Raw genomic sequence first — 25,797 nt, forward strand, 5'->3', positions numbered from 1 at the left:
GGCGTCTAAGACTCATTTACCATGAGTTAAGTTATGCCGCCTTAAAGTGATGCTACAAGGTCACCCATAATTGCGAAGCAATGATCATCACCCCTAGCGCGCCCGCCACATATAAGGCTGGCGTACCGCCCATCACTTGGTAACCTCCCAATGCTAGCTTACGCTGACGCATGGCCATCAAGATGGGTAAAATAATGATCATCATCACCAATGGGATAGCCGCAAAGCCCAGTACTTTGACGAAGCCGTCGGGGTAGAAGATCGCACACAACAAAGGCGGAATAAAAGTTAATAACCAAGTCTGTAAGCGGCCACTCGCATTGCTTTTGGCCCGAGTTAACTCGGCAATAAAATCAAACAGGCTCATGGTGACCCCAAGGAACGAGGTGATCAGCGCCAAGTCGGCAAAGAAGGCGATGCTTTGGCTGACAATCGATGATTGCGCCAAGGCTTGCAGCGCATTGATCAGCTGAGGTAACGAGCCATCAAACCCACTAATTCTATCGCCACCCACGGTACCTAAGGTAACCGTCAGCCAAAATATATAGCAGGCCAGTGGAATGGTTGAGCCAATCAACAATACCTTACGCAGTTTAACGCTGTCGCCATCAAGGTAACCCACTAAAGTGGCAATACAGACGTGGAAACCAAACGAGGTAAACACCACAGGCACCGCCGCCATTAAGTAACCAGAAAAACTGCCCTGCTCGACGCCTTCAATAACGGCTGTTGCCGCCATGCTCGACAACGACACATCGGGCAACAAAAACAACACCACCAGCACTAATAACAGCACCATGGCAGAAAAAAGTACCCGCGAGATCTTATCGATCCAGGCGATCCCCACCGCAATCAGACCACCAAAAAACAGGGTAAACAGCATAATCGCAGTGTGTGAGTCGAGCTGTACGCCGAACAAACCATCGAGCTTAGAGACTAATAAGGAGGAGCCACCGAGCAAATAGACCATGGTCAACGCATAAAGCAGGCTTAAAAATGAGCCCCCTTGAACAAGTTGACCCACTTTACCTAAGGTTTTACCTGTGATGGCATGCACATTGTCACCCACCCCAGAGCGAAGATTAATTTCTAACATCAACAGCGATGTATAAGCCGATACGCCCCAAATCACCACCAATAAAGCCATGGCAGCCACGCTACCTAACGCCGCCGTCGCCAGAGGCAAAGCCAACATTCCCCCACCGATTGCCGTCCCTGCAACAATGGCTATAGAACCAAGCATTTTTGAATTCACAAGATTGTCCTGTTTTTAATTTTTATAAGAGTTGGAAGGTCAGATTTGAACGACAATTGAAAGAGGATTTTTAGCAACATGTAGCACCCACTGTAAGCCTCCCCATCGTCTAGTGCATCTGCACCTTACTGCGATATGGTTGGGCCCCAACAACTTAGCTAACATGATCATTTTTACCAATATCTATTTAACTAAGCCGCTGAGGCGGTATAAATCGGTAAAAATATCGATAGGCTTTTTTCATCACTACCTTTACAATTTTAATATGACTGCTAGCGACCTTATCAGAGCCGAACGCAGCGCACAAGCCAACTTCAGCAACAAAAGCAAGTTTATACACCCCGGCAATATCCACTAAACAAGCGTAATACAGCACCATTACAACTATACAGCTTTTTGCAAAAAAACGGCCCGCCTGACTTGCCTAATAAACCTAGATCCGTATAATCTGCCGCCACTGCTTTAGGGGAGTAGCTAACGTGGCTTATATAATGAGTCATGGGTGAGTATCAACATACTTGGCCTTATGCCATGGTGCTCACAGTAATAGGCATAGCCAATATTGGCTAGCGTATTACCCGGCAAGACCTAAGCACGGTTACCGCTCAAATTTAGGGGGCGGCGGACTGTGCTTGGATTTTTTGCCCCCTAAGGAACCCTCATGGAAGCTCTACTTGCGTCAACCTTCACCGTGGCAATTGCTGAAATTGGTGATAAAACTCAACTGCTAGCATTAATCCTAGCCGCCCGCTTTAGAAATAAAACCGCCATCATTTTAGGCATCTTACTCGCGACCCTTGCCAATCACTTTGCTGCTGCGTGGCTGGGCCAATGGGCCATCAACTGGATCAGCCCAGATCTTGCGCGCTATATTGTCGCAGGCTCCTTTTTTGCCATCGCGCTGTGGGTATTAGTGCCCGATAAAGTCGACGCCGAAGAGAGCCGCTTCTATAAGATGGGTCCCTTTATTGCCACCTTTGTGCTGTTTTTCTTAGCCGAGATGGGTGATAAAACTCAGATAGCCACCATAGTACTGTCGGCTAAATATGACGCCCTCGCCTTGGTGGTTGTCGGCACCACACTCGGGATGATGCTAGCCAATGTGCCAGTGGTGATTGCCGGCCACTTTAGCGCCGACAAGCTGCCTATGGTCTGGATCCATCGTGGCTGCGCCGCACTCTTTGCCCTACTAGGATTGGCCACTCTGCTATTTTAAGCGGTGAGCCAACAAAATAATAAAAAAGCCAGTGGCATATGCCACTGGCTTTTTTACTGAGTAGGCCTTATCAGCCTAGCGCGGGATTAAGCAAAGTACTGCACATCCATACGGGCTGCTAAGGTAACCAGCTCAATCACTGGGTATTTGGGGTAACGCTTGGTGGCTTACGATAGAGCTTAACCAAATAATAAGCGTCAATCAGCACAATAAAGAAGTTCACTAAGGCGACGGGATAAGCTTCAATCGCCACACCGTAGGCGACAAACAAGGCGGCGCCAATTAAATTCCACCAGCGTAGCTTTTTAATATTCGCCATCATCAGTGAAATGGCGACCACAACAGAGGCTAAGTAGCCAACCCATTCCCATATCGTTGCATTATCCATACACGCTCCATTGAGGTAACAGTGAATATCCTTATTATGGACACCATAAGCGCAAAGCGATAGCAAGGCGCCAAGACTCGATGCAGTGATTTATCCCAATGCTGACTTAGACTTAACCTCCTTTAGTGCTGCCCGTTATACCAGCCACAATCATACCTGCAATTTGGCGAGTGGGTTTGATATCTCAGAGCACGCCTAACGCTTCCAGACAACGCTACCTGATCTAGGTTACCGAGCGCAAATTAAGCGCTCAAGTTAACGCTTAACGACCGCCGCTGTCATGCGTGAAATACAGCAGAGTTCACCGGCGCTGTTATGAATCAGAATTTCCCACACCGAACTGCGTTTGCCTAAGTGCACAGGCTTAGCGGTGGCGGTAAGTACGCCGTTACGAGACGCCTTAAGATGGTTGGCGTTGATCTCTTGCCCGACGCAGTAATACTGCTCAAAATCGACCGCAAAGTTCGCCGCATAACTGGCGACAGTTTCGGCTAAGGCAACATTAGCCCCGCCATGCACTATCCCCAATGGGTTATGAATTGCGGGGGTCGCAGCCATGGTGGCTGTCATGTAGTCATCGCCTATCTCTGTAATGCTAATGCCCATGGTCTGCATCAAGGTGCCTTTGCCATGCATGCCAGCATCTAATTTGGCGCAATCTTCTAGGGTAATGGGTCTAAACCAAATGCTCATCTGATATTCCATTTCAATGATAATAAACGCTAGTCTACTGCGTCATTGCTAAAGTTTAAACCGCTAACCGAGCGGCTTATCATGTAAAAACTGCGGATATCTCAAATACTTTGGCCTATTGAGTCATCAACATTATCTGCAAGCCAGTAATATCTGGGCACAAAAAAAGGCCTTGTCACAAGGCCTTTTTATGTTTGATAAGCTTAAGTGCTTAGCTGATGTCAGTCGCGACTTAGTCTAAGTGACTAACCGCTTCTAGTGTCAGCTTAATCATCTCATTAAGGGTTTCTTGACGCTCTTCAGCAGTCAGGTGCAACCCTTGGCGAATATGGTCAGTCACTGTCATCATCGCCAGTGCTTTAGCGCCATATTCGGTCGCAACGCCGTATAGACCAGCCGCTTCCATCTCGACACCTAAGATGCCATATTTCTCCATCAAGTCGTAACGCGACTCGTCGCTGCTATAAAACAGATCCGACGAATACAAGTTGCCGACATGATAGTTAGCGCCTTGTTGTTTCGCGGCATCGACGGCAAGGCTCAACAAGTTGAAATCGGCAATCATGGCAAAATCTGTATTGGCAAAACGGCTACGATTGACTGCAGAATCTGTGCTAGCGCCCATCGCGATAACCACATCCATCAGCTTAATCTTGTCACTAATCGCGCCACAAGAGCCGATGCGAATGATGTTTTCGACGCCATATTCGGTGATCAACTCTTTGGCATAGATAGAGATAGAAGGAATGCCCATGCCTGAGCCCATCACTGAAATTGGCTTGCCTTGATACTCGCCGGTATAACCCAACATGTTGCGCACATCAGTCACAAGCTTAGGATTTTCGAGAAAGTTCTCGGCAATGTATTTAGCACGTAGCGGGTCACCAGGCATTAACACGGTTTTCGCAAATGCACCTGTTGGCGCGTTAATATGTGGGGTCATTTGTCTCTCCAATCAATAAATGGCCTGCCGCGCAGCGACAAGCACTCTGAATCATTAGCCCGCTAGGCTGTATAGTAGACCGGCAATGGTGCCGCTCATCAAATTAGCTAATGCCGCGGCGATAAGCGCCTTCATGCCCATGGCGCTGATGTCGTGACGACGTTCAGGGCATAAGGCAGCCAAGCCACCTATCACCATAGCCAGCGAACCAATGTTAGCAAAGCCACATAGGGCAAAGCTGATAATAATTTGGGTTTTAACCGACAGATCATCGGCCACTTTAAGGAAGTCGATATAGGCAACAAACTCATTGATCACCATTTTTTGGCCGATAAATGATGCCGCTTGGATCGCCTCGCTCCAAGGCACACCCATGATCCAAGCTAAAGGCGATAACAAATAGCCCAAGATGGCTTGCATGGTAAGGTCGCCATAACCAAACCAGCTCCCCATGCCACCAATCAAACCATTAAGTAGCGCAATTAACCCAACGAAGGCCATTAATAAGGCAGCCACGTTGAGTACCTGTTGCATCCCCATTGCTGCGCCACTGGCTGCAGCATCGAGTACGTTTGCAGGCTTATCTTCCTGCTCGTCCATCACTTTTTTGATGTCGTTGATCGGCGTTTCTGTTTCTGGCCACATCAACTTGGCAAACAATAGGCCAGCTGGCGCGGTCATAAAGGCAGCGGTCAGTACATATTTAACATCGACACCCATCTGGATATAACCAATCATGGTGCCGCCAGCAACCGAAGCTAGGCCACCTGTCATCACAGCAAACAACTCAGAGCGAGTCATGTGCTTCACAAATGGACGCACCATCGAAGGCGCTTCAATGGGACCAACAAAAATATTCGCGGTGGCCGATAGTGATTCGGCGCGGCTGCTACCCAATAACTTAGACAGGGCACCACCAATTAGGCCAATCACCAACTGCATCACACCTAAGTAGTACAGCACGGCAATCAACGAACTGATAAACACCACAATACACAGCACATTGATAAAGAAGATAAAGCCCACGCTGAATTTGGCCAGATCGCCAAACACAAAGGTTAAGCCTTCATTACCATAGTTGATCACATGCATTACGCCGTTTGAGGCGCTATCGAGCATGCTTTGACCTATAGGGGCATACATTACAAACGCGCCAAATGCGACTTGGAACGCCAGCGCGCCTAGAACGGTGCGCGGGTTAATGGCGCTGCGGCGTTCAGAAAATAATACCGCTAAGCCCATTAAGGCGAGCATCCCCAACAAACTGATGAAAACTTCCATACATTTTTTACCAATAATTTTATTATGTGGTAGCAGTGTATCGAGCAATCTCAGCGTGACAAGCACCCTGCATCATAGAAAAAAACATTATTGGAAATAGGCGGGATAGGTAACCAAAGGTCAGGTAAAAAGCGACTTTTAAACACCAAACTTAAAACAAGATTAAAACCAAAATAACCACAAACAAACCTTAACACAACAAATGAAACCCAAAAAAGAACAATTACACCATCAATAGCGCCTTCTCGTGACAAGTAAAAACCGTCTATAAAAGGCAAAATAACGATCTAAATATTCCTATTTGGTAAATTAATTACGTAATTTTAGCGTTTTTCAGACCATACTCGCGGTAATAGAGTTGTGAATTGCGGCATAAAGAGTGAGCAACAGCCACTCACCATGCATAAAAGAAAGCCCCTTGCCGTTAGTCAACAACACTCAAAATAGGCGGCATTCGCCTGTGACCAACGCAGTAATTCGACGCGGTTGCGCGACTGGGTCTTACGAAAAATCGACGAGATATGCGCTTTCACTGTGTGTTCACTGATAAACAGGTGGGCGGCGATCTCTTTATTGCGGGCGCCACTGGAGACCAATTCGATGATCGTGCGTTCACGACCCGTTAGCTTTTGCAGTGCGCTAACCGTTTCTTGATCTAAAGATTGCGGATTTTGTTGGGGATTGATAAAGCGGCGCAGCACTTTCGATAGCAAGGTTCTGTCGTACCAAAGTTCATGGCGGAGCATTTCATGTAGACCTATGAGTTGCAGATCTTGGCGATCATCGCTAAACAATAACCCTTGCACACCTTGCAATAATGCCACTTCGGCGTCGATAGCATGGCGATCGACCAGATACAATGCCAGCGGCACATAAGGCAGTAAGTGAGGCACAATCAGCGGCATACCATCCTTATCGACAGCGGCGCCTTGTTGACCAATAAAATAGAAACTATTGCGTTGTGGATCGGGCTCAAGCTCATCGACCTGATGTACAATCCGCACCCTTAATCCGAGTGACTGCGCCCATATTCCTAGCTCACATGGACTCGATAATTGATGTAAAAATACTAGCTCGTCAATTTTATCCATCAAATCCTCCTTGATTTAGATTTCGCCAACTCGATTGATATCGAGTAAACATTCCTGAGTAATTACAACATCTCCATTAACCCAGACAGCCACACAGGTAACGTATTCATAGGCTCCAGAAAATTAAGCAAAAAAATAAAATACCAACAAACTAAAATCAAAGCAAAGGCAATCAATACATAGCGCTAGCTTCGGCACATTAATGGCATAGATAACCTTAGTGGCCGACTTAAATCAGATGCGCTAAAACCACCACGACTAACGACTGAGGCCAACACTAGGGTTCAGTCTTAGCCTGTTAAGTTTATCGTTCACCTGAAATATCAAACAGCTTAGCGAGTGGGTTTAAACTGTTGCAGCAGACGATTATGCCAAGGTGATAACAACAACACACTGACAATTGCCCCCAGCAGCGCCATCGCCATATCCGACTGGGTATCCCACACATAACCTTGGGTGCCCAAAAACGCCTCGGCATTTTCACCAGACAAGACCGCCACCCACCATTCGATAAGCTCATAAAATGCCGACAAGGCTAAGGCAAAGCAGCAGACTAAAAAGCCACACCAAGCCCCGGGCTTTAATACTTCATTACGCAGCAGCACTTCTCTGGCCAACAATGCTGGAATAAACCCTTGGGCGAAATGGCCGACTTTGTCATAATTATTACGATCACTGCCCATCACCTCGGCGACCCAATCAAACAGCGGAACTTCGGCATAAGTGTAATGGCCGCCCACCATTAAAATGACCGCATGGATCAGAATCAAACTGTAAGCCAATGATGTTAATGGGAAGCGCTTGCGCGTAAAATACAATACGGGCAGCGCGATCAGTGCTGGCAACACTTCCAAAAACCAGGTAAAGGTATCTTTGGGCTCAATCGCCGACCAGATGAAGACAGCGAAAAAAATGATGAGCCAGATAATACTTTTATTCAAAATTGGAACTCCTTAGATGATATTGTTTTAATATCAAAATAATGACTTTAGCCATCTAGCCCTCCACACTGACTAAAAATAGTGCTATTTTGAGAGGGCTTTAGCTGTCAACAACCAAATAATGACCAATATATAGCAACAACCGATAAAGAGGGTACCCAAATCATGGCGAAACACTCGCTAGACAAGGATAAAATTAAGATCCTGCTGTTGGAAGGCGTCCATCAATCTGCGGTAGATGTGTTCAAACGCGCCGGCTACAGCAACATTGAATACCATAAGGCATCACTAGGAGAAGAGGAGCTATTAGCCTCGATTAAAGATGCTCATTTCGTCGGTATTCGCTCCCGTACCCAACTGACTGAAACCGTACTTAAGCACGCTGATAAATTAGTTAGCATTGGTTGCTTCTGTATCGGAACCAATCAGGTTGATCTCGCCACGGCCGAAAAACTGGGGATCCCGGTTTTTAACGCGCCTTTCTCTAACACGCGCAGCGTCGCAGAGTTGGTATTGGGTGAGATCATCATGCTATTACGTGGTATCCCACAGCGTAATGCTATCGCCCACCGTGGTGGTTGGCTCAAAAGCGCCGCTGGCAGCTATGAAGCCCGCGGTAAAACCTTAGGCGTTATCGGCTACGGCCACATTGGTACTCAGCTGGGCATTTTGGCAGAGACCTTAGGTATGCGCGTCGTGTTCTTCGACATCGAAGATAAATTGCCACTGGGTAATGCGCAGCAAATCCACTCGCTTGAGCAGCTATTGGCCCTAGCCGATGTGGTGAGCTTGCATGTACCAGAAACCCCACAGACCAAAGATATGATCGCCGAAGCAGAGCTTGCTTGTATGCGCCAAGGCAGCATATTGATCAACGCTTCGCGCGGTACTGTTGTCGATATTGATGCCCTAGCTCAAGCAATTCGTAGCGAGCGCCTTGCGGGAGCGGCTATCGACGTGTTCCCGGTTGAACCTAAATCGAATGATGATGAGTTTATCAGCCCATTACGCGGTTTAGACAATGTGTTGCTAACCCCACACGTTGGCGGTAGTACCCAAGAAGCGCAAGAGAATATCGGCATCGAAGTGGCTGGCAAACTGGCCAAGTACTCTGATAACGGTTCAACCATGACCGCAGTTAACTTCCCTGAAGTGTCGCTGGCCCAGCACAAAGATGCATCCCGTCTGTTGCACATTCACCATAACCGTCCCGGTATCTTGATCAAGATTAACCAAGCGTTTGCAGAAAAAGGCATCAACATCGCCGCCCAGTACCTGCAAACCACGGCTGAAATTGGTTACGTGGTAATGGAAGTGAATTCAGATCAAGCCGACGAAGCACTCGAAGAGATGAAGGCGATTGAAGGCACCATCAGAGCACGCTTACTGCACTGATAGCCTTGAGTAACGCACTTAAATGAATAAAGCCCTATGATCAACATCATGGGGCTTTATTGTTTGCTGTAAGTTTCGCTTAACCACCTTTGCGCCAACGATGATTAACGGTACAATCGTGGCTCTTATTCGTTTATTTCTTGGACTATCTCATGACAGTGTCAACTTCTCAGCCAACCTGGCCTTTAAACGGACAATCCCCAGAGCTGTTCTTTTCGCACCTTACCCACCTAGGCTTAATTGCCGTTACGGGTGAGCAAGGCCGCAGCTTTATCCACGGCCAAGTCACCACAGATATTAGCTCGCTGGGCGCTGAACAATGGCGCTGGGGAGCTCACTGCGACCCAAAAGGTAAGATGCTGGCCAGCTTCAGAACCTTCGCCATGGCTGATGCCTTGATCATGATGATGCCTCGCGACACCTTGGCGATGGATCTGCCGCAACTGCAAAAATATGCGGTATTTAGCAAGGCAGAGCTGAGTGATGCTAGTGCAGACTGGTTACTGCTTGGCGTGAGCGGCGAGCAAGCCACTGACTGGTTAAGCCAGCAATTTGGCGCGTTAAATAGCGAACTGACCCCTATCGATAATGGCGTGATTTTACATGATGCTGGCCGTCATATTATCGTACTAAAGCAGAGCGCAGCCGACACATTGCTAAGCCAGTTGCCACAAGCCGTGTATGATGCCAGTGCATGGCAAGCGCTCGAAATCGCCGCGGGTTACCCCAACCTTGGCGCCGCACATCAAGGGCAATTTGTGCCGCAAATGTGTAATCTGCAGGCCATCGACGGCATCAGCTTTAATAAAGGCTGCTACATGGGGCAAGAAACCATTGCCCGCATGAAGTACCGTGGCGGTAATAAGCGCGCCTTATATATTGTCAGCGGCACGGTATCAAGCCCATTAACGGCCGACAGCCAGCTTGAAATCGCCCTTGAAGATGCGCTTTATCGCCGCGCCGGAACCATTATCGAGTGGGTTCAACGCGGCCAAGAGGTGCTAATGACGGCGGTATTGGCTAACGATACCCAGCTCGATGCCAAGTTACGTATCGCAGGCGATGAAGCCTCACAACTGACCTTGCAAGCCCTACCCTATTCACTGGAAGAAGCCGAATAGGCCTTATTGTTCGGCTACCACCTTGGCCGACTCACTGGGGAGCAACATCAAAAAGGCGCATTCAGCGCCTTTTTTAATGTCTCTGTGCCAGCCATATCTTGCGCCACCACTTCACTGCATGGCGGTCATGCTGTCGTCGCAGCTTGGTAAACTTGTCACCTTGCTTCGCTTAAATAATCACCAACAGCATAAAACTCGATATCAGTGCTAGATAAGTGCTAGTTCAATCACAATCAGCGCATAAAGATAGGCGTTATAGCAGATCCTCTACTACAATCCGCTGCCACATAGCATTGTATAGTGCAGCACACTAGTCACGTTCATTAAGCCAATTTCAGGAGAAATCTGTGCACCATGCGTATCAGTGTCATTAAGGCCTTTGCCGCAGCGCTTAGCTTATGGACAGCATCAGTCTCTGCCGATGTGCCACTGTCGTTAGTCACCTTGAGTATGCCGCCGCTTGAATACCAAGAGGACGGTGTGGTTAAAGGGATCTCTACCGACATAGTTAACACAGTCTTTGCCCGCATGGGGATCACCACCGACACCCAGCTCTACCCCTTTGCGCGCGCCATGAAAATGGTCGAGCAGCAAAAAGTCGATGCCATTTTTTCTATCGTCAGCACACCACAACGACAAACCCTGCTGACCTTTAGTGGCGAAAGCCTTATCGACGATGTGACGAGTTTATTTGTGAGGCATGATGCCGACATTGAGTTTAATGGCGATCTCAGCAGCCTCACTCATTACCGTTTTGGCGCACTGCGCGCCGCACACTACGGCAACCGCTGGCAACAAGCACTGCGCAGTGGCGCGATTGAGAAGATAGAAATGGTGTCGGATCAGCGGCAAAATATCTTAAAACTCGCCCACAATCGTATCGATATTATTATCGGGCCGCGGCTGTCGATATTGTATGAGCTCAATATGCTGGGATTGCAGCAACAGATTAAAATACTGCCAGTGCCGGTAGAAGTGGTGCCAACCTATCTTGCCTTCGCTAAGGACAGAGTACCGCTGGTGATTCAATTGCAATTTACTGAGCAGCTGCGTCAACTCAAACAAGAAGACCAGTACCAGCGGATCATCGATAGCTATATCATAACTGCCCCAGCGCGCTAACCCCATCAGCACCTCGCATCGCCCATTAGATGCGCCATTCAATGCTCGCTCTCAAGCCAATGACTCAATTGACGCCAGAGTAAAAAATCCGTTGTGAAAGCTTCATTCAATGGCACTATAGACGGCCGATGGCATATCAAGGAGCGAACGTGTTAACAGACCCATTATTTTGGCTCGTTGCGATACCCGCCGTATTAATGACCGGCATCTCGAAGTCGGGTTTTGCCGGCGGTGCAGGCGGACTGACGGTGCCCTTAATGGCTTTGGTTGTCAGCCCCCTAGCCGCCACGGCGGTGATGCTGCCACTGTTAATTTATATGGATATTTTGAGCGTTCGTTCATGGTGGGGTAAACACAATGCCCGCCAACTGTCCATTTTACTGCCAGCGGCCATTGTCGGCATTGCAATAGGGTATCTGCTGTTTGATCATTTAAACGAGCAATACCTGCGCGGCATTTTAGGGGCAATATCGCTGGGATTTGGGGTGTATGGCTTGCTGCTCAGCGGCCGTTTTGAGCATAAACCGTCTGCCTTTATTGGCCGAGTCTGTGGCACCATCGCCGGCTTTACCAGTTTTGTCGCCCACGCTGGCGGGCCACCGTTAAATGCCTACCTGCTGCCGCAGCGTTTAGTGAAAAGCCAATACCTCGCCACTGCGGTGATGTTTTTTGCCGTGGTCAATGGGGTCAAATTAATCCCTTATAGCCTGCTTGGGCAGATCAACGTTGCCAATTTATGGGTGTCAATGCTACTAGCCCCTGTTGCTTGGCTGGGGGTGAGATTGGGATTACGCCTGCAAGACAAGATCAGTGAACACCTATTTAAACAGATCATTTTAACCTTGATGGTGTTGGTCGGTGTGCGCCTGCTGTGGAGCACCTTGTAGGGTTAACCCACGGTGAACATCAGCATAAGCAAGTTAACGGCCCAACCCACGCATTAACGCAGAGGTTAATCGCCCAATAGATCCCGCAGTTGCTGCTCGGCAAGCTCAACGGCGCTCATGGGCTTATCTTCAGGCTTATCTTTAAGTTGCTCTTTAGGGCGATCTTCTGACTTAGTGGGGATGGTCAACTCATCATTTAACAGCGCATCCAGTTGTGCCTGCGCCCGCGCCTTGGCGTTATCACTATCACTCTGGGCTGCACTTCGCTCAGCGGCGCTGGCCGTTATCGGCTTAAAATAATCGCAAAAATTGGCCCGCTCGCGATCCGATATCCACTCAGCGCGCACTTCATTGCAGTCGCCCCGGCCCGCATCGCCAAAGAACACACACATCTTACACACGTGCTGATCGGCATGACACGCCAAACACTCTTCACGCCGCGACATAGGTAAAATCACCGCCGTTAACGGCTGCTTGCATCGCCAACAGATAAATTGCTCAGACATGGTTACACCTTACTCATGCTACAGATTGAAAACATCACCCCACAGCCAGCATAGAATCGACGCCGCAGCATTGCAACCTAAGCCTTGGGTTCATTCGCCCTATTCTACTCAGCCTGCCGATATGTGATAAAATTAGCGCCTATTTATTTTTACACTTACACAAAGGCATCAAGATGAACCCAATTATTGCCATTTTAAAAGAACACAATGTTAGTGACGAAAAGATCAATGAGCTGTTTCAGACCTTGACCGAAAACCCACTCATGGCGATGGGCACCATTGGTCAGCTAGGTATCGCCCCCGAAAAGCTCCAACAGCTAATGGCGTTGGTGATGCAAAATCCCGCCTTGATCAAAGAAGCCGTAGACGAGCTAGGGCTCGACTTTGCTAAAGTCGAAGCGGCCAAAGCTCAGCTACAAAAATAAGCCATTATCGGTTGCGCTTAACACTCAGCTTAAACGCCAGCGATGATGAAACAAAAAGGCTGCCTATTTAGGCAGCCTTTTTTGAGCTGTGCCAGTGAAACCTCACTGACACTAACTCCTAACTCTCTGATATCACTTAAGCCATATTACTTAAGCCATATTACTTTGCACCAGGCTCGGCAAAACGAGTCATCCAATCTTGTACTTGGTTGTACCAATAGATGGAGTTATTGGGTTTCATGATCCAGTGATTCTCATCGGGAAAATAGATCATGCGCGACTCAACGCCGCGGGTCTGCAGCGTTCTAAACAACTCGAAACCTTGCCCCACAGGTACGCGGTAATCGAGCTGACCGTGGATAACCAAGGTGGGGGTGTTAAAGTTTGCAGCACCATAATGAGGTGAAATCGCCTTGTATATCTCTGGGTTATCCCAGTAATTGCCAAAACGAGGACTATGCACCGCAAAATCTGCCGCCAATTGCGAATACATGTTGTACACCGCGGCGTGGATTAACAAGGCCTTAAACGGATGCTCTTGCCCCAAAATAATCGACGTTAAATAACCGCCATAACTGGCGCCACCCGCCACTAACCGCTCATCATCTATCCACGGCTGCTGCTTAAACCACTCGGTTGCCTTGAGCACATCTTCGAGTGATTTGTTTTTCCAATCGGGATTAATACTGTCGGCAAAGTCTTGCCCAAAACTGCTAGAGCCGTGGAAGTTTGGCCACGCGGTAACATAGCCCCAAGAGGCGAAGGTTTGCGCATTCCAGCGGTAATGAAAGCCATCAGAAATCGCATTATGAGGACCACCATGAATTAACATCATCAGCGGATATTTTTTACTGCGATCAAACCCTGGTGGGTAATGCACCCACATCTGAATATCTTGATTATCATAGCCTTTATAAATCACAGACTCATAGGTGCCCATATCCACATCGGCTAAGATGTCATCGTTGAAATGGTCCAGCCGGGTGCGGTTACCGTTTTTAGGGTTGATGCTGACCAACTGCGCCGGAAACAGGAAGCTGTCGTTGGCCGCAACTAAGGTGCCGTCATTGGCAATTGCTGGCTGGCTAAAGTTGGTGGCATCCGTCACGGCTTTGACATCGCCATTGCTGGCATTAATGTAAAAAATACGTCGCGTCGCCGCATCATCGATGGCAGCATAAAACCCTTTACTGTTTGGCGTCCATACAAAGCGCGCCACCGAGCGATCCCAGTTCTCGGCTAACACTTTTTCCTTGCGCTGCTTAAGATCCAGCAAGATCAGCTTGGCGGTATCGGCATAAAACCCATCAATAGATTGACGAGTAAACGCGAGCGTTTTGCCATCTGGGCTGAAGGTAGGATTGGTATCGGGCGCTTGATTAGTGGCGGTAATATTGTCAGCTTTACCACTGCCAATTTTCGCAAGGAAAATATCGGTTTTAGGATCAACTTGGTTGTCCCAGCCATTGGCGTTAAAGGCTATCCAAGCTTCGCTCACGTCAATATCGTAACTCGCCGCGCTTTGTGAGGAGCGTGGTAGTTGCTTATTTAACGGTTGAGTCACCGCCTCGACGCTACCTCCCTTAGCCGAAATCCGAAAAACATGTGCCTCGCGGTCTTCATCAATCCAATGATCGAAGCTGGAATAGGGCAGCGCATTCCATTGCTGTGCAGAGACTTTATTCTCTTTATCTGCAGTTAATTGCTCCGCCATCTCTTGCCAGTTTTTACCGGGAAACACTGAGCTAATAAAGTAAAGGTGTTCGCCGACCCATTTAAGGCCATATACTCCCGTCGGCACATCGGTCAAGCGCTGGGCTTCACCTGGGCCATCGAGTGGCAGCAAGTAGACTTGGCCTGCTTCATCTTTATCACGCTGACTGATGAAGGCGAGCGTGCTGCTGTCTGGCGAAAATACCGGCTCACTCACGCGCAGCCCTTTAGCCGTAATGGCACGCTGGGTTTTACCGTCTTGATTAAACAACCACAGCTGAGTTGAGCCCTTATCTTCGGGCACATCGTACTGGGTCACTGGCGCAATAATGTATTGGCCATTTGGCGAAATAGTCGGGTTACCTATGCGGCTAAGCTGCCACAACACATCGACCGACAGCGGCTTGCTTGGCTCGGCAAACACACTCGCCACCGGCATCAAGATACACAGCAGCAAAATAGCGACTTTTTTCACGGGTTATCTCCTTCAATTTATTTTAATTTTATCGCTCGCGATTGATAACAAGATATCAAGCATCACACGTTTTTAGCATTATTCTTATCACCTAGCATGATCGGACTTAACACTTAAACCAAGCTTAAACGGGCAAAGTCGCCATCGAGAGAGTAAAGCGAGCAACATGCCCGCCAGCGAGAACGACGAAATCGCCAAAAACAATAACGCCCTAGCAAACATGCTAAGGCGTTATGCGATTAGGCGATCAACAACGCGCCGCCCCTGATATAATCTAAGCGGCCTTCCCCCTATGGGCCGACGCTCACTTGTTGATAGTTAAAACGGCCATTATCTAGCGGCTGCGTTAGCTCCTGCTTGGCTAAAAAATCCAGCTGGTTTAGATCGACCTGTTTAATGGTGCTGTCATGCATGGTTTTATAAAACAGTAAGCCATTACTTTGATCGATTACCGAAGTCCACTGGGTGGCACTGGGTAAGTCTGGGATATGTGCAGGATCGTTAAACTCGCTACCGATTGGAATATCGAAGTTATTCAAAATATGAAAAGCCTGCGACACCGCGTGCTCGGCGCTGTTTAATCTGGGCACGCTATTAACGTAAAACGCCGCACGCACAAACCGCGATGGTGGAGAGACATCCCCAGGTAACCCCACAAAATTGGAGCCCACCCCAAAAGATTGCGCCGTGACATCATTAATTTTTTGCGCCGGGCTGCTACCAGGATGAAGGTTGATATAATTATTAAGATTAGTCACCTGCCAAGGATAATCGGGCGAGTTCGTCAGCACCTTAGCGATGTTTTTATGAATATTGATTTTGCCGTGATCCATGATTTCAATCACTATGCTATTGCCCTGCTTATCGGATACTCGCCAATGCGCGGTGGGAGATGGGTTGCCTTGCTCATCAAAATAGACGGTCACTATTTTTATATTAGCCAATGCCGCCTCGACCTCGGCCACGGTCTCAAATTGACTCAACATCCAGCGCACAAAATCCATGTCGGTGATGTTGTTTGCTGTCTGCTTGGGATCGAACTTGGCTAGTGAGCCATAATTTGGAAAATAGAATAATCCGGCCGCTAAGCCTTTTTCATTAACTCCTTCAGCGATAAAGCGGTCATCACTGACCGATATGCCCGCAAAGCCATATTGGCTCTGCCAACTTAAGCCCGTTGTTTGATTAGGCATCGTCGAGGTATAAAGGTGATTGCGCGGCGATACAATAAGCTTACTATTGAGATCGCTTTCGCCCCATTCGATGGTGCGAGCCTGTATGTGCTCATTGTTTGCGGTGGATAAGGTGATGCCCGTACACGCCCCCGCCTGAAAACTCAATGCGGCGCTAAGCACTAAAGCAAGTAGTGATTTATTCATAATGTAACCCTATAGATTAGTATTTAAGCCAAAGACAAATAGCGACAAGTAATCCCTAATGCTAGACAATCTATGACGATACTGCTCCTCTAAAGCTACACTCGGAAAGTTAAAATAACAAAAACCTTTACTATCCTTATGCCTGCAAAGCTAAAAAACGGGGGCCTGCAAAAATAAGCAACAGCGGCGACCTTGTGAATACTAACAACAAAAAAGGGCCCTAAGGCCCTGCTATTAAAGCTTAACAGCTGATTAACCCACTTAGTAAACGCCTTGCGCCTTCATCGCATCGGCCACTTTGACGAAGCCTGCCACGTTAGCCCCTAACTCATAATTAATATGCTCACCTTCACGGCCATATTGCTGACACGTATCGTGAATCGAATACATAATGTCACAGAGACGCATATCAACCTTTTCACGCGTCCAGCTCAATCGCAGGGCATTTTGGCTCATCTCAAGGCCCGAAGCCGCGACGCCACCGGCATTGGCCGCCTTACCTGGGGCAAACAGTATTTTGGCGTCGTGCAGTAACGCGATAGCTTCTGCAGTGCTAGGCATGTTCGCCCCTTCGGCAACGAGCTGTACGCCGTTATCGATCAGCATTTGGGCATGCTCAGCATTTAATTCGTTTTGTGTCGCACAGGGTAGTGCTATCTCTGTGGCAAACTGCCATGGGGTCGCACCCGTGATATATTCTAATGCCATTTCATGGGCATAATCTGCAACCCGACCACGGCGCTGGTTTTTAATCTCCATCAACTTAGCGAGCTTCTCTGGGGTAAAGCCATCGGGATCGAATACCACACCACTTGAGTCAGACGCTGTAATAACCTTAGCGCCCATCTCCATCGCCTTTTCAATGGCGTACTGTGCCACGTTCCCCGAGCCCGATACCAACACGGTTTTGCCTTCTAGAGTGGTCCCTTTGACCCTGAGCATAGCTTCGACAAAGTAAAGTAGGCCGTAACCCGTGGCCTCGGGACGGATAAGGCTGCCACCAAAAGACAACCCTTTGCCAGTAAACACACACTCTGCACTATTGGTCAGCTTTTTCATCATGCCGTTCATATAGCCCACTTCACGTGCACCGACGCCAATATCACCAGCGGGGACATCTGTGTCTGCCCCCAAGTAACGATGTAACTCAAGCATTAACGCCTGGCAAAAACGCATCACCTCAGCTTCACTTTTCCCTTTGGGGTCAAAGTCGCTACCGCCCTTCCCCCCCCCCATGGGCAATGTAGTGAGGGCGTTTTTGAAGGTTTGCTCAAAAGCCAAAAACTTAAGCACTGACGGAGTGACAGAGGGATGAAAACGCATGCCGCCTTTAAAAGGGCCAATAGCCGAGCTGTGTTGCACCCTATAGGCACGGTTAATCTGTACCTTGCCTTGATCATCGACCCACGCAACCCGAAACTGGATCACCCGCTCGGGCTCAACCAAACGCTCTACAATTCCGGCATCTAAATATTCTGGGTGCGCCGCCAAAAAAGGCCAGATGGAGGTTAACACCTCTGTTACCGCCTGCAAAAACTCAGGTTGATTAGGGTTACGCTCGGCAACGGTTGACAGAAAATGTTCAAGAGTGATGTCAGCGCTCATTTTGGTGCTCCAAGGTACACAAAAAATTAAGATTGCAACGGCTTGGAATACCAACCCAAACCTACAGATTGTAGTGGCTAATATTTATAACAGGAATTGATGGTTAATAAATACAACACCTTACTAATCTTGCGTATTTCCGAAAGAAAATAGAATTTTCTTTATTATTGATGATAATCCCTTAATAAATGACCTATAAAAATAAGAAATCATCAAACTACAAGCCTATTGTAATTCAAGAGGTCATAACATTGTGGCTAGCGACACCATAGAGAGCAGAGGAAAATTGAGCGATGAATTTAATTCGGCAAGCCCTACATCTTAGCGCCTATTGCCACGCTACATTCGATGTCAAGGCCAATTAAAATCGTGTATATTGTTGTTTTAAAATAGAAAAAACAGACTTAGCCTGACCATATATCATCGCTTGGTAAACAGCCACGACTGAGTTTACAACCGATAACCTGGGCGCCTGTTAAGGTGTGCGCCCACGGTTTGATGGCTAATGCGGTATGCTCTCGCAAGATAATGAACAACAACTCACGTAAAGAGCGATGTTACTAGCGCATCCACTGCATTAATTGGTTCGCATTTATCACCCCAAATTGTCTTTTAATGAGGTTGCCCGAAGCATCAAAGAGCAAAAGTTCAGCCGGGCCGGCATTGTGTTTCGCGATTAACTGCTCACCCTCTGGAGTGCCCACTCTAGCAAGAAGAAATAAGACGTTATCACCAAGATGAGCACGCGCTTCATTCATCTGCTCAGTCTGGCTGTTACTCGATGCGAGATTGGGGTCATAGACAAACACCAACGCCGGCTTACCTGTACCTATCTGCTCGTGAGTGGTCTTAAACCCTTTAGGCATGATGGTTAACAACAACCAAAGCAGTAGCCCTATGGATACAACAACACCAATAGCCACCCAAGGCTTACGGCCCTTAGATTGTGAATTTTGTGTCCCCATGATGATAAATCCCCGCAGTTAACTGTCTATGATAGGTAATTGAACCACCAAGTGTAATCAAGCAACCTGAGGTGGAGATTAAAATTGCTACGCTGCGCCCTTAGAGACTAAAAAGCCCCGCTACCATTAAGTAGCGGGGCTTTTTAGTAACAACTGACGCTAAACTCACCTATCTGGATTTATTGGCTTGGGCAGGGATAAGTGATGCCTTACCAAATTGTTGCTCCGCCATTGCTTTAGCCATCTTGGGCGCTTGCCACAATGAAGGTAACAACACAAATGACACCGGCACGGCGGTGATCACAATAAAGGATTGCAAGGCGGAGATCCCGCCAGAGCCCATTGAGATCAATGCGATAGCAACCAGCCCCATTAACAACCCCCAAAACGCACGCATGGCCCCACTTGGCTCGGTAGAGCCCGTCACCACCACACTAATGGTATAAGTCATCGAATCACCCGTAGTGACGATAAAGGTGGTGGTGAGGATTAAAAACAGTATCGCAGTGACTGATGGCATCGGCAGCTGTGAAGTTATCGCCAGCAAGGCTCCAGGCAAATTGCCGCCCTCAAATGCCGCAGAGATAATGCCGGGCTCAGCCAGTTCAAACGCCAGCCCTGAACCACCCACAATGCTAAACCAAAAGCAGGTGATCAACGGGGCAATAATAGAGATGGATAAGATCATTTGGCGAATGGTACGCCCACGAGAAATACGCGCAATGAAGATCGCCATCATAGGGCCATAGCCAATAAACCAACCCCAGAAAAACACTGTCCACCAACTGAGCCAGTTGCTATCGCCTCGATAAAGCGACATAGGCACAAAGTTATTAACCATTCGCGCCACGCCCTGCATGTAGCCATCAATAATAAAGCTGGTAGGGCCAAATAATAGAATGAAAATAATAAGCGCAGCGGCCAGCAAAATATTATAGCGGCTCACCAGTTGAATACCGCGGCTAAGGCCACTTAACGCCGACAAGGTATACATAGCAATGGCAAACAGCACCACCAAACTTTGGGTGATGAGCGTATCTTGCACACCAAATAGCGCATTAAGCGCGTAACTAATTTGTAGGCCAAGAAAACCAATAGGGCCAATGGTGCCCGCAGCTACCGCAATAATACAAAAGGTGTCGGTTAAGGTGCCAATCCAGCCATTAAGGGCTTTATCGCCAAAAATCGGGTACAACAAGGTGCGTGGCTGTAATGGCAAGCCTTTGTCATAATGCAGGTGCATCAAAACGATAGCCGCTAAGCTACCGAGGATCGCCCATGCCAGGAAGCCCCAATGGAGAAATGATTGCGACAAGGCATTGATCGCCAGTCTTCGACCTTGCGCTTCACCGTAAAAAGGGGGGGATGAGACAAAATGAGCAATTGGCTCGGCGGCCGCCCAAAAAACGCCGCCACCGGCTAATAGGGTGCATAGCACAATCGCCAACCATTTAAAGGTATCAATTTCAGGCGTCTCACGATTACCCAGCTTAACGTCACCAGTTCGGGCAAACGCTAAATAAAGACCAATAATAAAGTTAGCCAGCAACAGCACTTGCCAGAATGGGCCAAACCATTGGGTGACTTTTGAAAATCCAACTTGAACAAGGCTGGACAGAGTAGGAGTATCGAAAACAGCAAGCAGTACGAAGAGAACGAGAAAGCCGCCACTTAACCAGAGTACAGGACTGGAAAAGGCGTTTAACGTGGTTGACGTTGCACTTCGTTCGGGGGGATGGGTAGCAAGGTAGTTTTCATCTGTTGATTTACGAGCAGCAGATTGCGTCAAATTCGACATTAAGGATTCGCTTTTGTCATCGTCAGCCATAAAATGGGCCCGTTAAGCGCCACATATTTTGAACTGAACCAGTGAGTTTTCCTCGTCTATTGCAAAGACATGTTAGTGACGTTGTAAAGGCTGAGGCTGTAAAAAAGGGCGGCATTTTAACACATTTGGCCGTAGGAATAAAACCGAAGGCCCAATAGGCCATTGGCCTACACCCCATGTTTACAGCGGGTTGCAAGCTTGTTAGCGGCTCGGTTAAACCTAAAGGCTCAGCCCTTTTGACTCCCCTCACCTTCCCAAGCGCCAAAGCCACACTAGTTGAATGCCGAAACCATAAACACAATACGTTAACTGATAGAAACGTCGCTTGAGCCGACGAACCGTTACATGATGAACACGTTGATTCTGAGTCACTTATTATCTTGATTCATCACAGCTTGATTGCCTTAAAGCAGATCTTCGACCCATGCCTTTGTTAGGCCAACACGCATCCCCCATCTCCCATCAGCATAAAATGTTTACTTCATCACAATAATGACTCAACAACTTGCTCAATACTTGCGCGATTAAAAAACATTTGCCTATTATGCCAAATGACAAAATAAAAATAATATCAAAGCAGCCAACAACGCGGAGATCCATATGACCGAACAAGAACAGCTTAGGCTTAATGCCCGTGCAGCGGTTCTCAAGGCATTAGCACACCCCACTCGACTATGGCTGCTAGAGCAAATACAGCAGCAAGAGCGATGCGTCTGCGAGCTCACCTATGGTATCAACGCCGATATCTCAACCGTCTCAAAACACCTCTCAGTTTTAAAACAGGTGGGTATCGTCAGTAGTCGCCGCGACGGCAAACAGATCTACTACCGACTGGAAACTCCCTGTCTATTGAAGATGGTTGGCTGCGTCGAAACCGTGCTGGAAAAAAATGCCCAAGCACAAACCTCACTGCTTCAATCTTCTCGAACACTCAATAACCCCAAACACACGTAAACAAGGTAACAACATGAAAATTGAAATATTAGGAAGTGGCTGTAAAAAATGTACTAATTTGGCGGCCGACGTAGAGCAGGTCGCGAATCATTTATCGCTAACCATCGAGCTTGAAAAGGTGACCGATATGGCCACCATTTTAGATTATGGTGTGATGTCGACTCCCGCCATCGTCATCGACGGCGTAGTTGTCTGCTCTGGTAATGTGCCTTCTCACGCTGAAATAGAGAAGCTATTAACCCATAACATAGCGGGTTGTATCTAATCCTTTAGCGAGGTCGACCAATGTTAATTTGGTTTTCACTGTTTGCCGATTGGCTAGTCTACGATACGTTTGGTTTATCCAACCAAACCCAAGTAGGACAAGCGCTGCACTTCTTTGTTGAAGACACCAGTAAGATTTTTGCGCTACTTATCGTGATGATTTATGCCATTGGATGGTTACGCGCCTCGCTAAATGTTGAACGGGTAAGAGACTACCTGTCGGGTAAACCCAAAGTGGTCGGCTATGGCCTCGGCGCGGGGTTTGGTGCCATAACGCCTTTTTGCTCTTGCTCCAGTATTCCGGTTTTTTTGGGCTTTACCTCTGCGGGGATCCCCATCGGGATCACCATGGCTTTTTTACTGACTTCGCCGCTGATTAATGAAGTCGCTATTCTATTACTGTTTAGCCTATTAGGTTTAAAAATCACCCTGTTATATGCCTTAACGGGGATCGCTATCGGCATGCTAGGCGGCGCACTACTCGACCTGTTAAAAGCGGAGCGCTGGCTACAACCCCTAGCGGCCAAAGCGTATGCTAGAGGACAACAAGCTAGCTCGACAAACACTGCCACATCGGCAAGCCAGTCTGCTAGCGCGGTAAGTTGGCAGCAGCGGCATCAGTTTGCCAAATCGGAAACCAGTGAGATTTTTGGCCGAGTATGGAAATGGGTCATTATCGGTGTAGGTATTGGCGCCGCGCTGCATGGTTTTGTACCTGCGGGCTGGTTACAAGCTAATCTCGGTGACGGTCAATGGTGGTCTGTCCCTCTTGCGGTATTAATGGGCATTCCGCTCTATGCCAACGCTACTGGCGTCATCCCGGTATTAGAGAGTTTGCTGCTACAAGGCGTGCCATTAGGCACTACACTAGCCTTCTGCATGAGCACGGTTGCCGCCAGCTTTCCGGAATTTGTGATGTTAAAACAGGTGATGCAGTGGCGCTTGCTCGCCCTACTGTTTACCCTGCTGTTAATCTCATTCACCGTCATGGGATGGATATTTAACCTGGTTTCGTTAACCTAGGCCGCAAGAGCGCCCAGCCTCGTAAGCAGAAGTAACGCGTTATCGCTAAGGTGCGAGAAGGTGCGAGCGCGCGTAATACATCTCCTCAGTCAGGGGATGCTCACCGCAAGATTAGGCTCAAACCCCATAGCACCGCAGGCCCGCCATAGCCTATCTGCTCGTCGCCTTAACTCCCTTAGGCATCATTAACGGCAGCCTAATTAAGCTGCGTTAAAACAGATCTTCAAACCACTTCTTCGTTAGGCCAGCACCCATCATCAGGTTAAGCTTTAATAGCGCCATAGAATCACCAGACTCTAGCGCCGTTTCGCCACAACGTGGATCTGAGCGCTGCAAGGCCCCCGTCATTTTATGGTCGATAGGAATCGGTTCGCAGCCGTGGCCTGACTCACAAATAAAGTCCCACTTCTCTTTAGCGGGCACATGACACGCAAAGCAGTTACCATCGAAGCGATTGACCACATCAACAAAACCGCGCTTGGCAATGGTAGAGCCATTTTCATCGACTTCTAACTCAAAAAATTCCCAATCATTGGTGGCCGCAAAGGTACCCGGCTCGCGCTTGACCATCACCTCAGTCGGTACCAGTTGCACCACAGAGCCTGTTGGGTAGATTGCGCCCTCTGGCGAATTAGCCGCGGCCAAGGTGCCGTCAATGTTGCCCAGCAGATTATCAACATAAAAATGGCGCACTGGCGTCATGTCGCGTATGCAAGTAAAGCTGCTAGCATCGACATTAACCACCACAGCGTCTATTTCAGGCGCGGCTGCTTCAGGCACAGCTATTTCAGACACTGTTGCGGCATAGATCGTATTACTGCTAATCAATGCGATGCACAAAAGTATCGCACCTTGGCCAATCATTATTGCTGCTTTCATGGTATTTCCTATTGTTAAAGCTGATTAAAAATCTGACTTAACATCTGTTTTACGACAGATATCCATTGGATCACCTGCGATCTCGACCTGCTGGCACCTTCGGCTATGGCGCAATTAAACCGGTTTACGGCACTATCCCGAACCGGCATGACACTTGCAACTTGCACTCATACAGGCACAGTCACAGGCACAGCCAACCTTACCTCACAAGTAAATTGCACACAACTTATTTGCGCACAATACCATTCACTGTGCACACTCTTTATTAAGTCTATGCGAGATAAACTGATTTGTAAGACTCAACCCTTTCTTCTCCGCAACGGATGCAAAAAAGCCGATACTCAAAGTATCGGCTTTTATCTTTAGGTTCTAAGCTTTTGAGCTAAGACCAACACAATTATCTAGCGCAGGAAAAATCGTTTTAGAGCAAGGCTTCTTGCCACGACGTTTAGCTTTCTGCTTTCAACCATTCGGAGTGGTGAAGCAACGCTGCTCACTCACCAGTCCTTTTTACACAAAAAGCTTTACAACTTCGATGGTAGCAAAACAATTTGTCTAACCGTCATTTGCTAGCAGTCGTAAGCACAGGTCGGTGCTAATTTAGTACTTCTATCTTTACCATGCTCTAATTGACGTTCAGCATCTTGTACTGAAATCTTTTGGAAAAATACTTCCATAATTAGATTTAATCTTGCTTCTGCGTTTCCAAACTTATCAATACCACCATACCTTACTGAATCGAAATCAAGTTCAGCCACTTTCCTTCCTTTACTATCAGTAACATCTAAGTTTACGTAACGCATATAAGTTGCCATGTCCCACCACCAGTTAGCATTGAATTCAAACATCACTTGATCATCGTCTAACTGAGCATTTGGGCTTGCTGTTACCTTAGATACATTGTAACCATTATCGACCATCCAGTTAGTAACAATGCTCCTAACTTTTGCGGTTTGATCAGGATCGTTTGTCATCACGATTTCTTTTTCAAAGTTAGGATCCATTTGCTTTAGCGTTGTTAGACCATTGCTTGAACAACCCGTCACAGCAATCAAAACCAAACCCAGTATTATTTTTCTCATGTGAATGTCTCTTTAGGTTACGTGGGGTTTTACACCACCAAGTATAAAATTATTCATCTATTTAGATAGTTACAATGATAACCTGACTTCAGCAATATACAAACGATTAGCTATCCCCATATAGGTATGGTCAAACTGAGTGTCATGGCCAACTAAAATTGCCCACCACCTTAGAGTTTAACCAGAACAAAGGCTCTAGTTCATTGGGCGTCAACCCGCCTTTATACCAAATAGAGGTAGAGGGCGAAGCGCCACGACTTTTCGTCAAACGAAGTTTGCAATAAGCACATAAAACAAAACCCCGATACTGTTAACAGTATCGGGGTTTCTTTTTAGGTGTAATTCTTAGCGAACTAAGAACTAAGG

The 25,797-nt window shown here is 47.7% G+C and carries 24 protein-coding genes; 9 read left to right on the top strand and 15 right to left on the bottom strand.

Annotated elements, in window-relative coordinates; all coding sequences use genetic code 11:
- Positions 1–52: 52 nt before the first annotated feature.
- A complete protein-coding gene (locus AC0VXX_RS15075; protein ID WP_475514922.1) occupies positions 53–1,255 on the bottom strand; it encodes an aromatic amino acid transport family protein in 1,203 nt (400 codons plus the stop codon).
- A gap of 661 nt (positions 1,256–1,916) precedes the next feature.
- Here AC0VXX_RS15075 and AC0VXX_RS15080 point away from each other — a divergent pair.
- Complete coding sequence (locus AC0VXX_RS15080) at positions 1,917–2,471, top strand: TMEM165/GDT1 family protein (RefSeq protein ID WP_475514923.1); 555 nt, start codon at positions 1,917–1,919, stop codon at positions 2,469–2,471.
- 136 nt (positions 2,472–2,607) lie between these two features.
- Here the strand turns inward: AC0VXX_RS15080 and AC0VXX_RS15085 are convergent, their stop codons facing one another.
- From AC0VXX_RS15085 to AC0VXX_RS15110, 6 genes are all read right to left on the bottom strand, one after another.
- Positions 2,608–2,859 carry a YgjV family protein gene (locus tag AC0VXX_RS15085; protein ID WP_110457116.1) on the bottom strand — a complete coding sequence of 84 codons (252 nt, stop codon included), beginning with the start codon at positions 2,857–2,859 and terminating at the stop codon, positions 2,608–2,610.
- 255 nt (positions 2,860–3,114) lie between these two features.
- Complete coding sequence (locus AC0VXX_RS15090) at positions 3,115–3,552, bottom strand: PaaI family thioesterase (RefSeq protein WP_475514924.1); 438 nt, start codon at positions 3,550–3,552, stop codon at positions 3,115–3,117.
- Positions 3,553–3,784: 232 nt separating this feature from the next.
- Positions 3,785–4,495 carry a purine-nucleoside phosphorylase gene (gene deoD, locus AC0VXX_RS15095; RefSeq protein ID WP_475514925.1) on the bottom strand — a complete coding sequence of 237 codons (711 nt, stop codon included), beginning with the start codon at positions 4,493–4,495 and terminating at the stop codon, positions 3,785–3,787.
- 54 nt (positions 4,496–4,549) lie between these two features.
- Positions 4,550–5,776 (bottom strand): NupC/NupG family nucleoside CNT transporter, encoded by a 1,227-nt coding sequence (locus tag AC0VXX_RS15100; RefSeq protein WP_475514926.1) that lies wholly within the window; start codon positions 5,774–5,776, stop codon positions 4,550–4,552.
- A gap of 428 nt (positions 5,777–6,204) precedes the next feature.
- A complete protein-coding gene (locus AC0VXX_RS15105; RefSeq protein WP_475514927.1) occupies positions 6,205–6,867 on the bottom strand; it encodes a helix-turn-helix transcriptional regulator in 663 nt (220 codons plus the stop codon).
- A 332-nt stretch (positions 6,868–7,199) separates the two neighbouring features.
- The gene (locus tag AC0VXX_RS15110) at positions 7,200–7,808 is read right to left on the bottom strand and encodes a DUF2238 domain-containing protein (RefSeq protein ID WP_475514928.1); all 609 of its coding nucleotides are present in this window, start codon (positions 7,806–7,808) and stop codon (positions 7,200–7,202) included.
- Positions 7,809–7,973: 165 nt separating this feature from the next.
- Between AC0VXX_RS15110 and serA the strand changes: the two genes are divergently transcribed.
- The 4 genes from serA to AC0VXX_RS15130 all read left to right on the top strand — a co-directional run bounded on the left by serA (position 7,974) and on the right by AC0VXX_RS15130 (position 12,333).
- Positions 7,974–9,203 (top strand): phosphoglycerate dehydrogenase, encoded by a 1,230-nt coding sequence (gene serA, locus AC0VXX_RS15115; protein ID WP_475514929.1) that lies wholly within the window; start codon positions 7,974–7,976, stop codon positions 9,201–9,203.
- Positions 9,204–9,355: 152 nt separating this feature from the next.
- Positions 9,356–10,324: a tRNA-modifying protein YgfZ gene (gene ygfZ / locus AC0VXX_RS15120; protein WP_475514930.1), complete on the top strand. Its 969-nt coding sequence runs from the start codon at positions 9,356–9,358 to the stop codon at positions 10,322–10,324.
- A gap of 354 nt (positions 10,325–10,678) precedes the next feature.
- Positions 10,679–11,446, top strand: a complete 768-nt coding sequence (locus AC0VXX_RS15125) for a substrate-binding periplasmic protein (RefSeq protein ID WP_475514931.1) — start codon at positions 10,679–10,681, stop codon at positions 11,444–11,446.
- A 149-nt stretch (positions 11,447–11,595) separates the two neighbouring features.
- Positions 11,596–12,333 (top strand): sulfite exporter TauE/SafE family protein, encoded by a 738-nt coding sequence (locus AC0VXX_RS15130; protein WP_475514932.1) that lies wholly within the window; start codon positions 11,596–11,598, stop codon positions 12,331–12,333.
- A gap of 65 nt (positions 12,334–12,398) precedes the next feature.
- Here AC0VXX_RS15130 and AC0VXX_RS15135 read toward each other — a convergent pair whose 3' ends face one another.
- Positions 12,399–12,839, bottom strand: coding sequence for a hypothetical protein (locus AC0VXX_RS15135; protein WP_475514933.1), 441 nt, complete (start codon positions 12,837–12,839; stop codon positions 12,399–12,401).
- Between the two features lie 173 nt (positions 12,840–13,012).
- On the opposite strand from AC0VXX_RS15135, the gene AC0VXX_RS15140 reads away from it, so the two are divergent.
- Entirely contained in the window at positions 13,013–13,264 is a 252-nt protein-coding gene (locus AC0VXX_RS15140) for a DUF2999 family protein (protein WP_475514934.1), read from the top strand.
- Positions 13,265–13,424: 160 nt separating this feature from the next.
- Here the strand turns inward: AC0VXX_RS15140 and AC0VXX_RS15145 are convergent, their stop codons facing one another.
- The 5 genes from AC0VXX_RS15145 to AC0VXX_RS15165 form a co-directional block, all read right to left on the bottom strand.
- Positions 13,425–15,452 carry a S9 family peptidase gene (locus AC0VXX_RS15145; RefSeq protein ID WP_475514935.1) on the bottom strand — a complete coding sequence of 676 codons (2,028 nt, stop codon included), beginning with the start codon at positions 15,450–15,452 and terminating at the stop codon, positions 13,425–13,427.
- A gap of 290 nt (positions 15,453–15,742) precedes the next feature.
- The gene (locus tag AC0VXX_RS15150; protein ID WP_475514936.1) at positions 15,743–16,831 is read right to left on the bottom strand and encodes a linear amide C-N hydrolase; all 1,089 of its coding nucleotides are present in this window, start codon (positions 16,829–16,831) and stop codon (positions 15,743–15,745) included.
- A 261-nt stretch (positions 16,832–17,092) separates the two neighbouring features.
- A complete protein-coding gene (gene gdhA / locus AC0VXX_RS15155) occupies positions 17,093–18,436 on the bottom strand; it encodes an NADP-specific glutamate dehydrogenase (protein WP_475514937.1) in 1,344 nt (447 codons plus the stop codon).
- Between the two features lie 560 nt (positions 18,437–18,996).
- The gene (locus AC0VXX_RS15160) at positions 18,997–19,401 is read right to left on the bottom strand and encodes a hypothetical protein (protein WP_475514938.1); all 405 of its coding nucleotides are present in this window, start codon (positions 19,399–19,401) and stop codon (positions 18,997–18,999) included.
- A gap of 169 nt (positions 19,402–19,570) precedes the next feature.
- Positions 19,571–21,199 carry a BCCT family transporter gene (locus AC0VXX_RS15165; RefSeq protein ID WP_475514939.1) on the bottom strand — a complete coding sequence of 543 codons (1,629 nt, stop codon included), beginning with the start codon at positions 21,197–21,199 and terminating at the stop codon, positions 19,571–19,573.
- Between the two features lie 630 nt (positions 21,200–21,829).
- On the opposite strand from AC0VXX_RS15165, the gene AC0VXX_RS15170 reads away from it, so the two are divergent.
- The 3 genes from AC0VXX_RS15170 to AC0VXX_RS15180 are packed head-to-tail and all read left to right on the top strand — an operon-like array spanning position 21,830 to position 23,470.
- Complete coding sequence (locus AC0VXX_RS15170) at positions 21,830–22,183, top strand: ArsR/SmtB family transcription factor (RefSeq protein ID WP_475514940.1); 354 nt, start codon at positions 21,830–21,832, stop codon at positions 22,181–22,183.
- Positions 22,184–22,196: 13 nt separating this feature from the next.
- On the top strand, positions 22,197–22,448 hold the full coding sequence (locus AC0VXX_RS15175) for a thioredoxin family protein (protein WP_475514941.1): 252 nt from the start codon (positions 22,197–22,199) through the stop codon (positions 22,446–22,448).
- Between the two features lie 20 nt (positions 22,449–22,468).
- Positions 22,469–23,470: a permease gene (locus AC0VXX_RS15180; protein WP_475514942.1), complete on the top strand. Its 1,002-nt coding sequence runs from the start codon at positions 22,469–22,471 to the stop codon at positions 23,468–23,470.
- Between the two features lie 210 nt (positions 23,471–23,680).
- Here the strand turns inward: AC0VXX_RS15180 and AC0VXX_RS15185 are convergent, their stop codons facing one another.
- Both AC0VXX_RS15185 and AC0VXX_RS15190 read right to left on the bottom strand, forming a co-directional pair.
- Positions 23,681–24,349, bottom strand: a complete 669-nt coding sequence (locus AC0VXX_RS15185) for a hypothetical protein (RefSeq protein ID WP_475514943.1) — start codon at positions 24,347–24,349, stop codon at positions 23,681–23,683.
- 569 nt (positions 24,350–24,918) lie between these two features.
- Positions 24,919–25,431, bottom strand: a complete 513-nt coding sequence (locus AC0VXX_RS15190) for an Sbal_3080 family lipoprotein (RefSeq protein ID WP_475514944.1) — start codon at positions 25,429–25,431, stop codon at positions 24,919–24,921.
- Positions 25,432–25,797 lie beyond the last annotated feature (366 nt).

The sequence above is a fragment of the Shewanella sp. QJM3NY_23 genome, assembly GCF_056173105.1.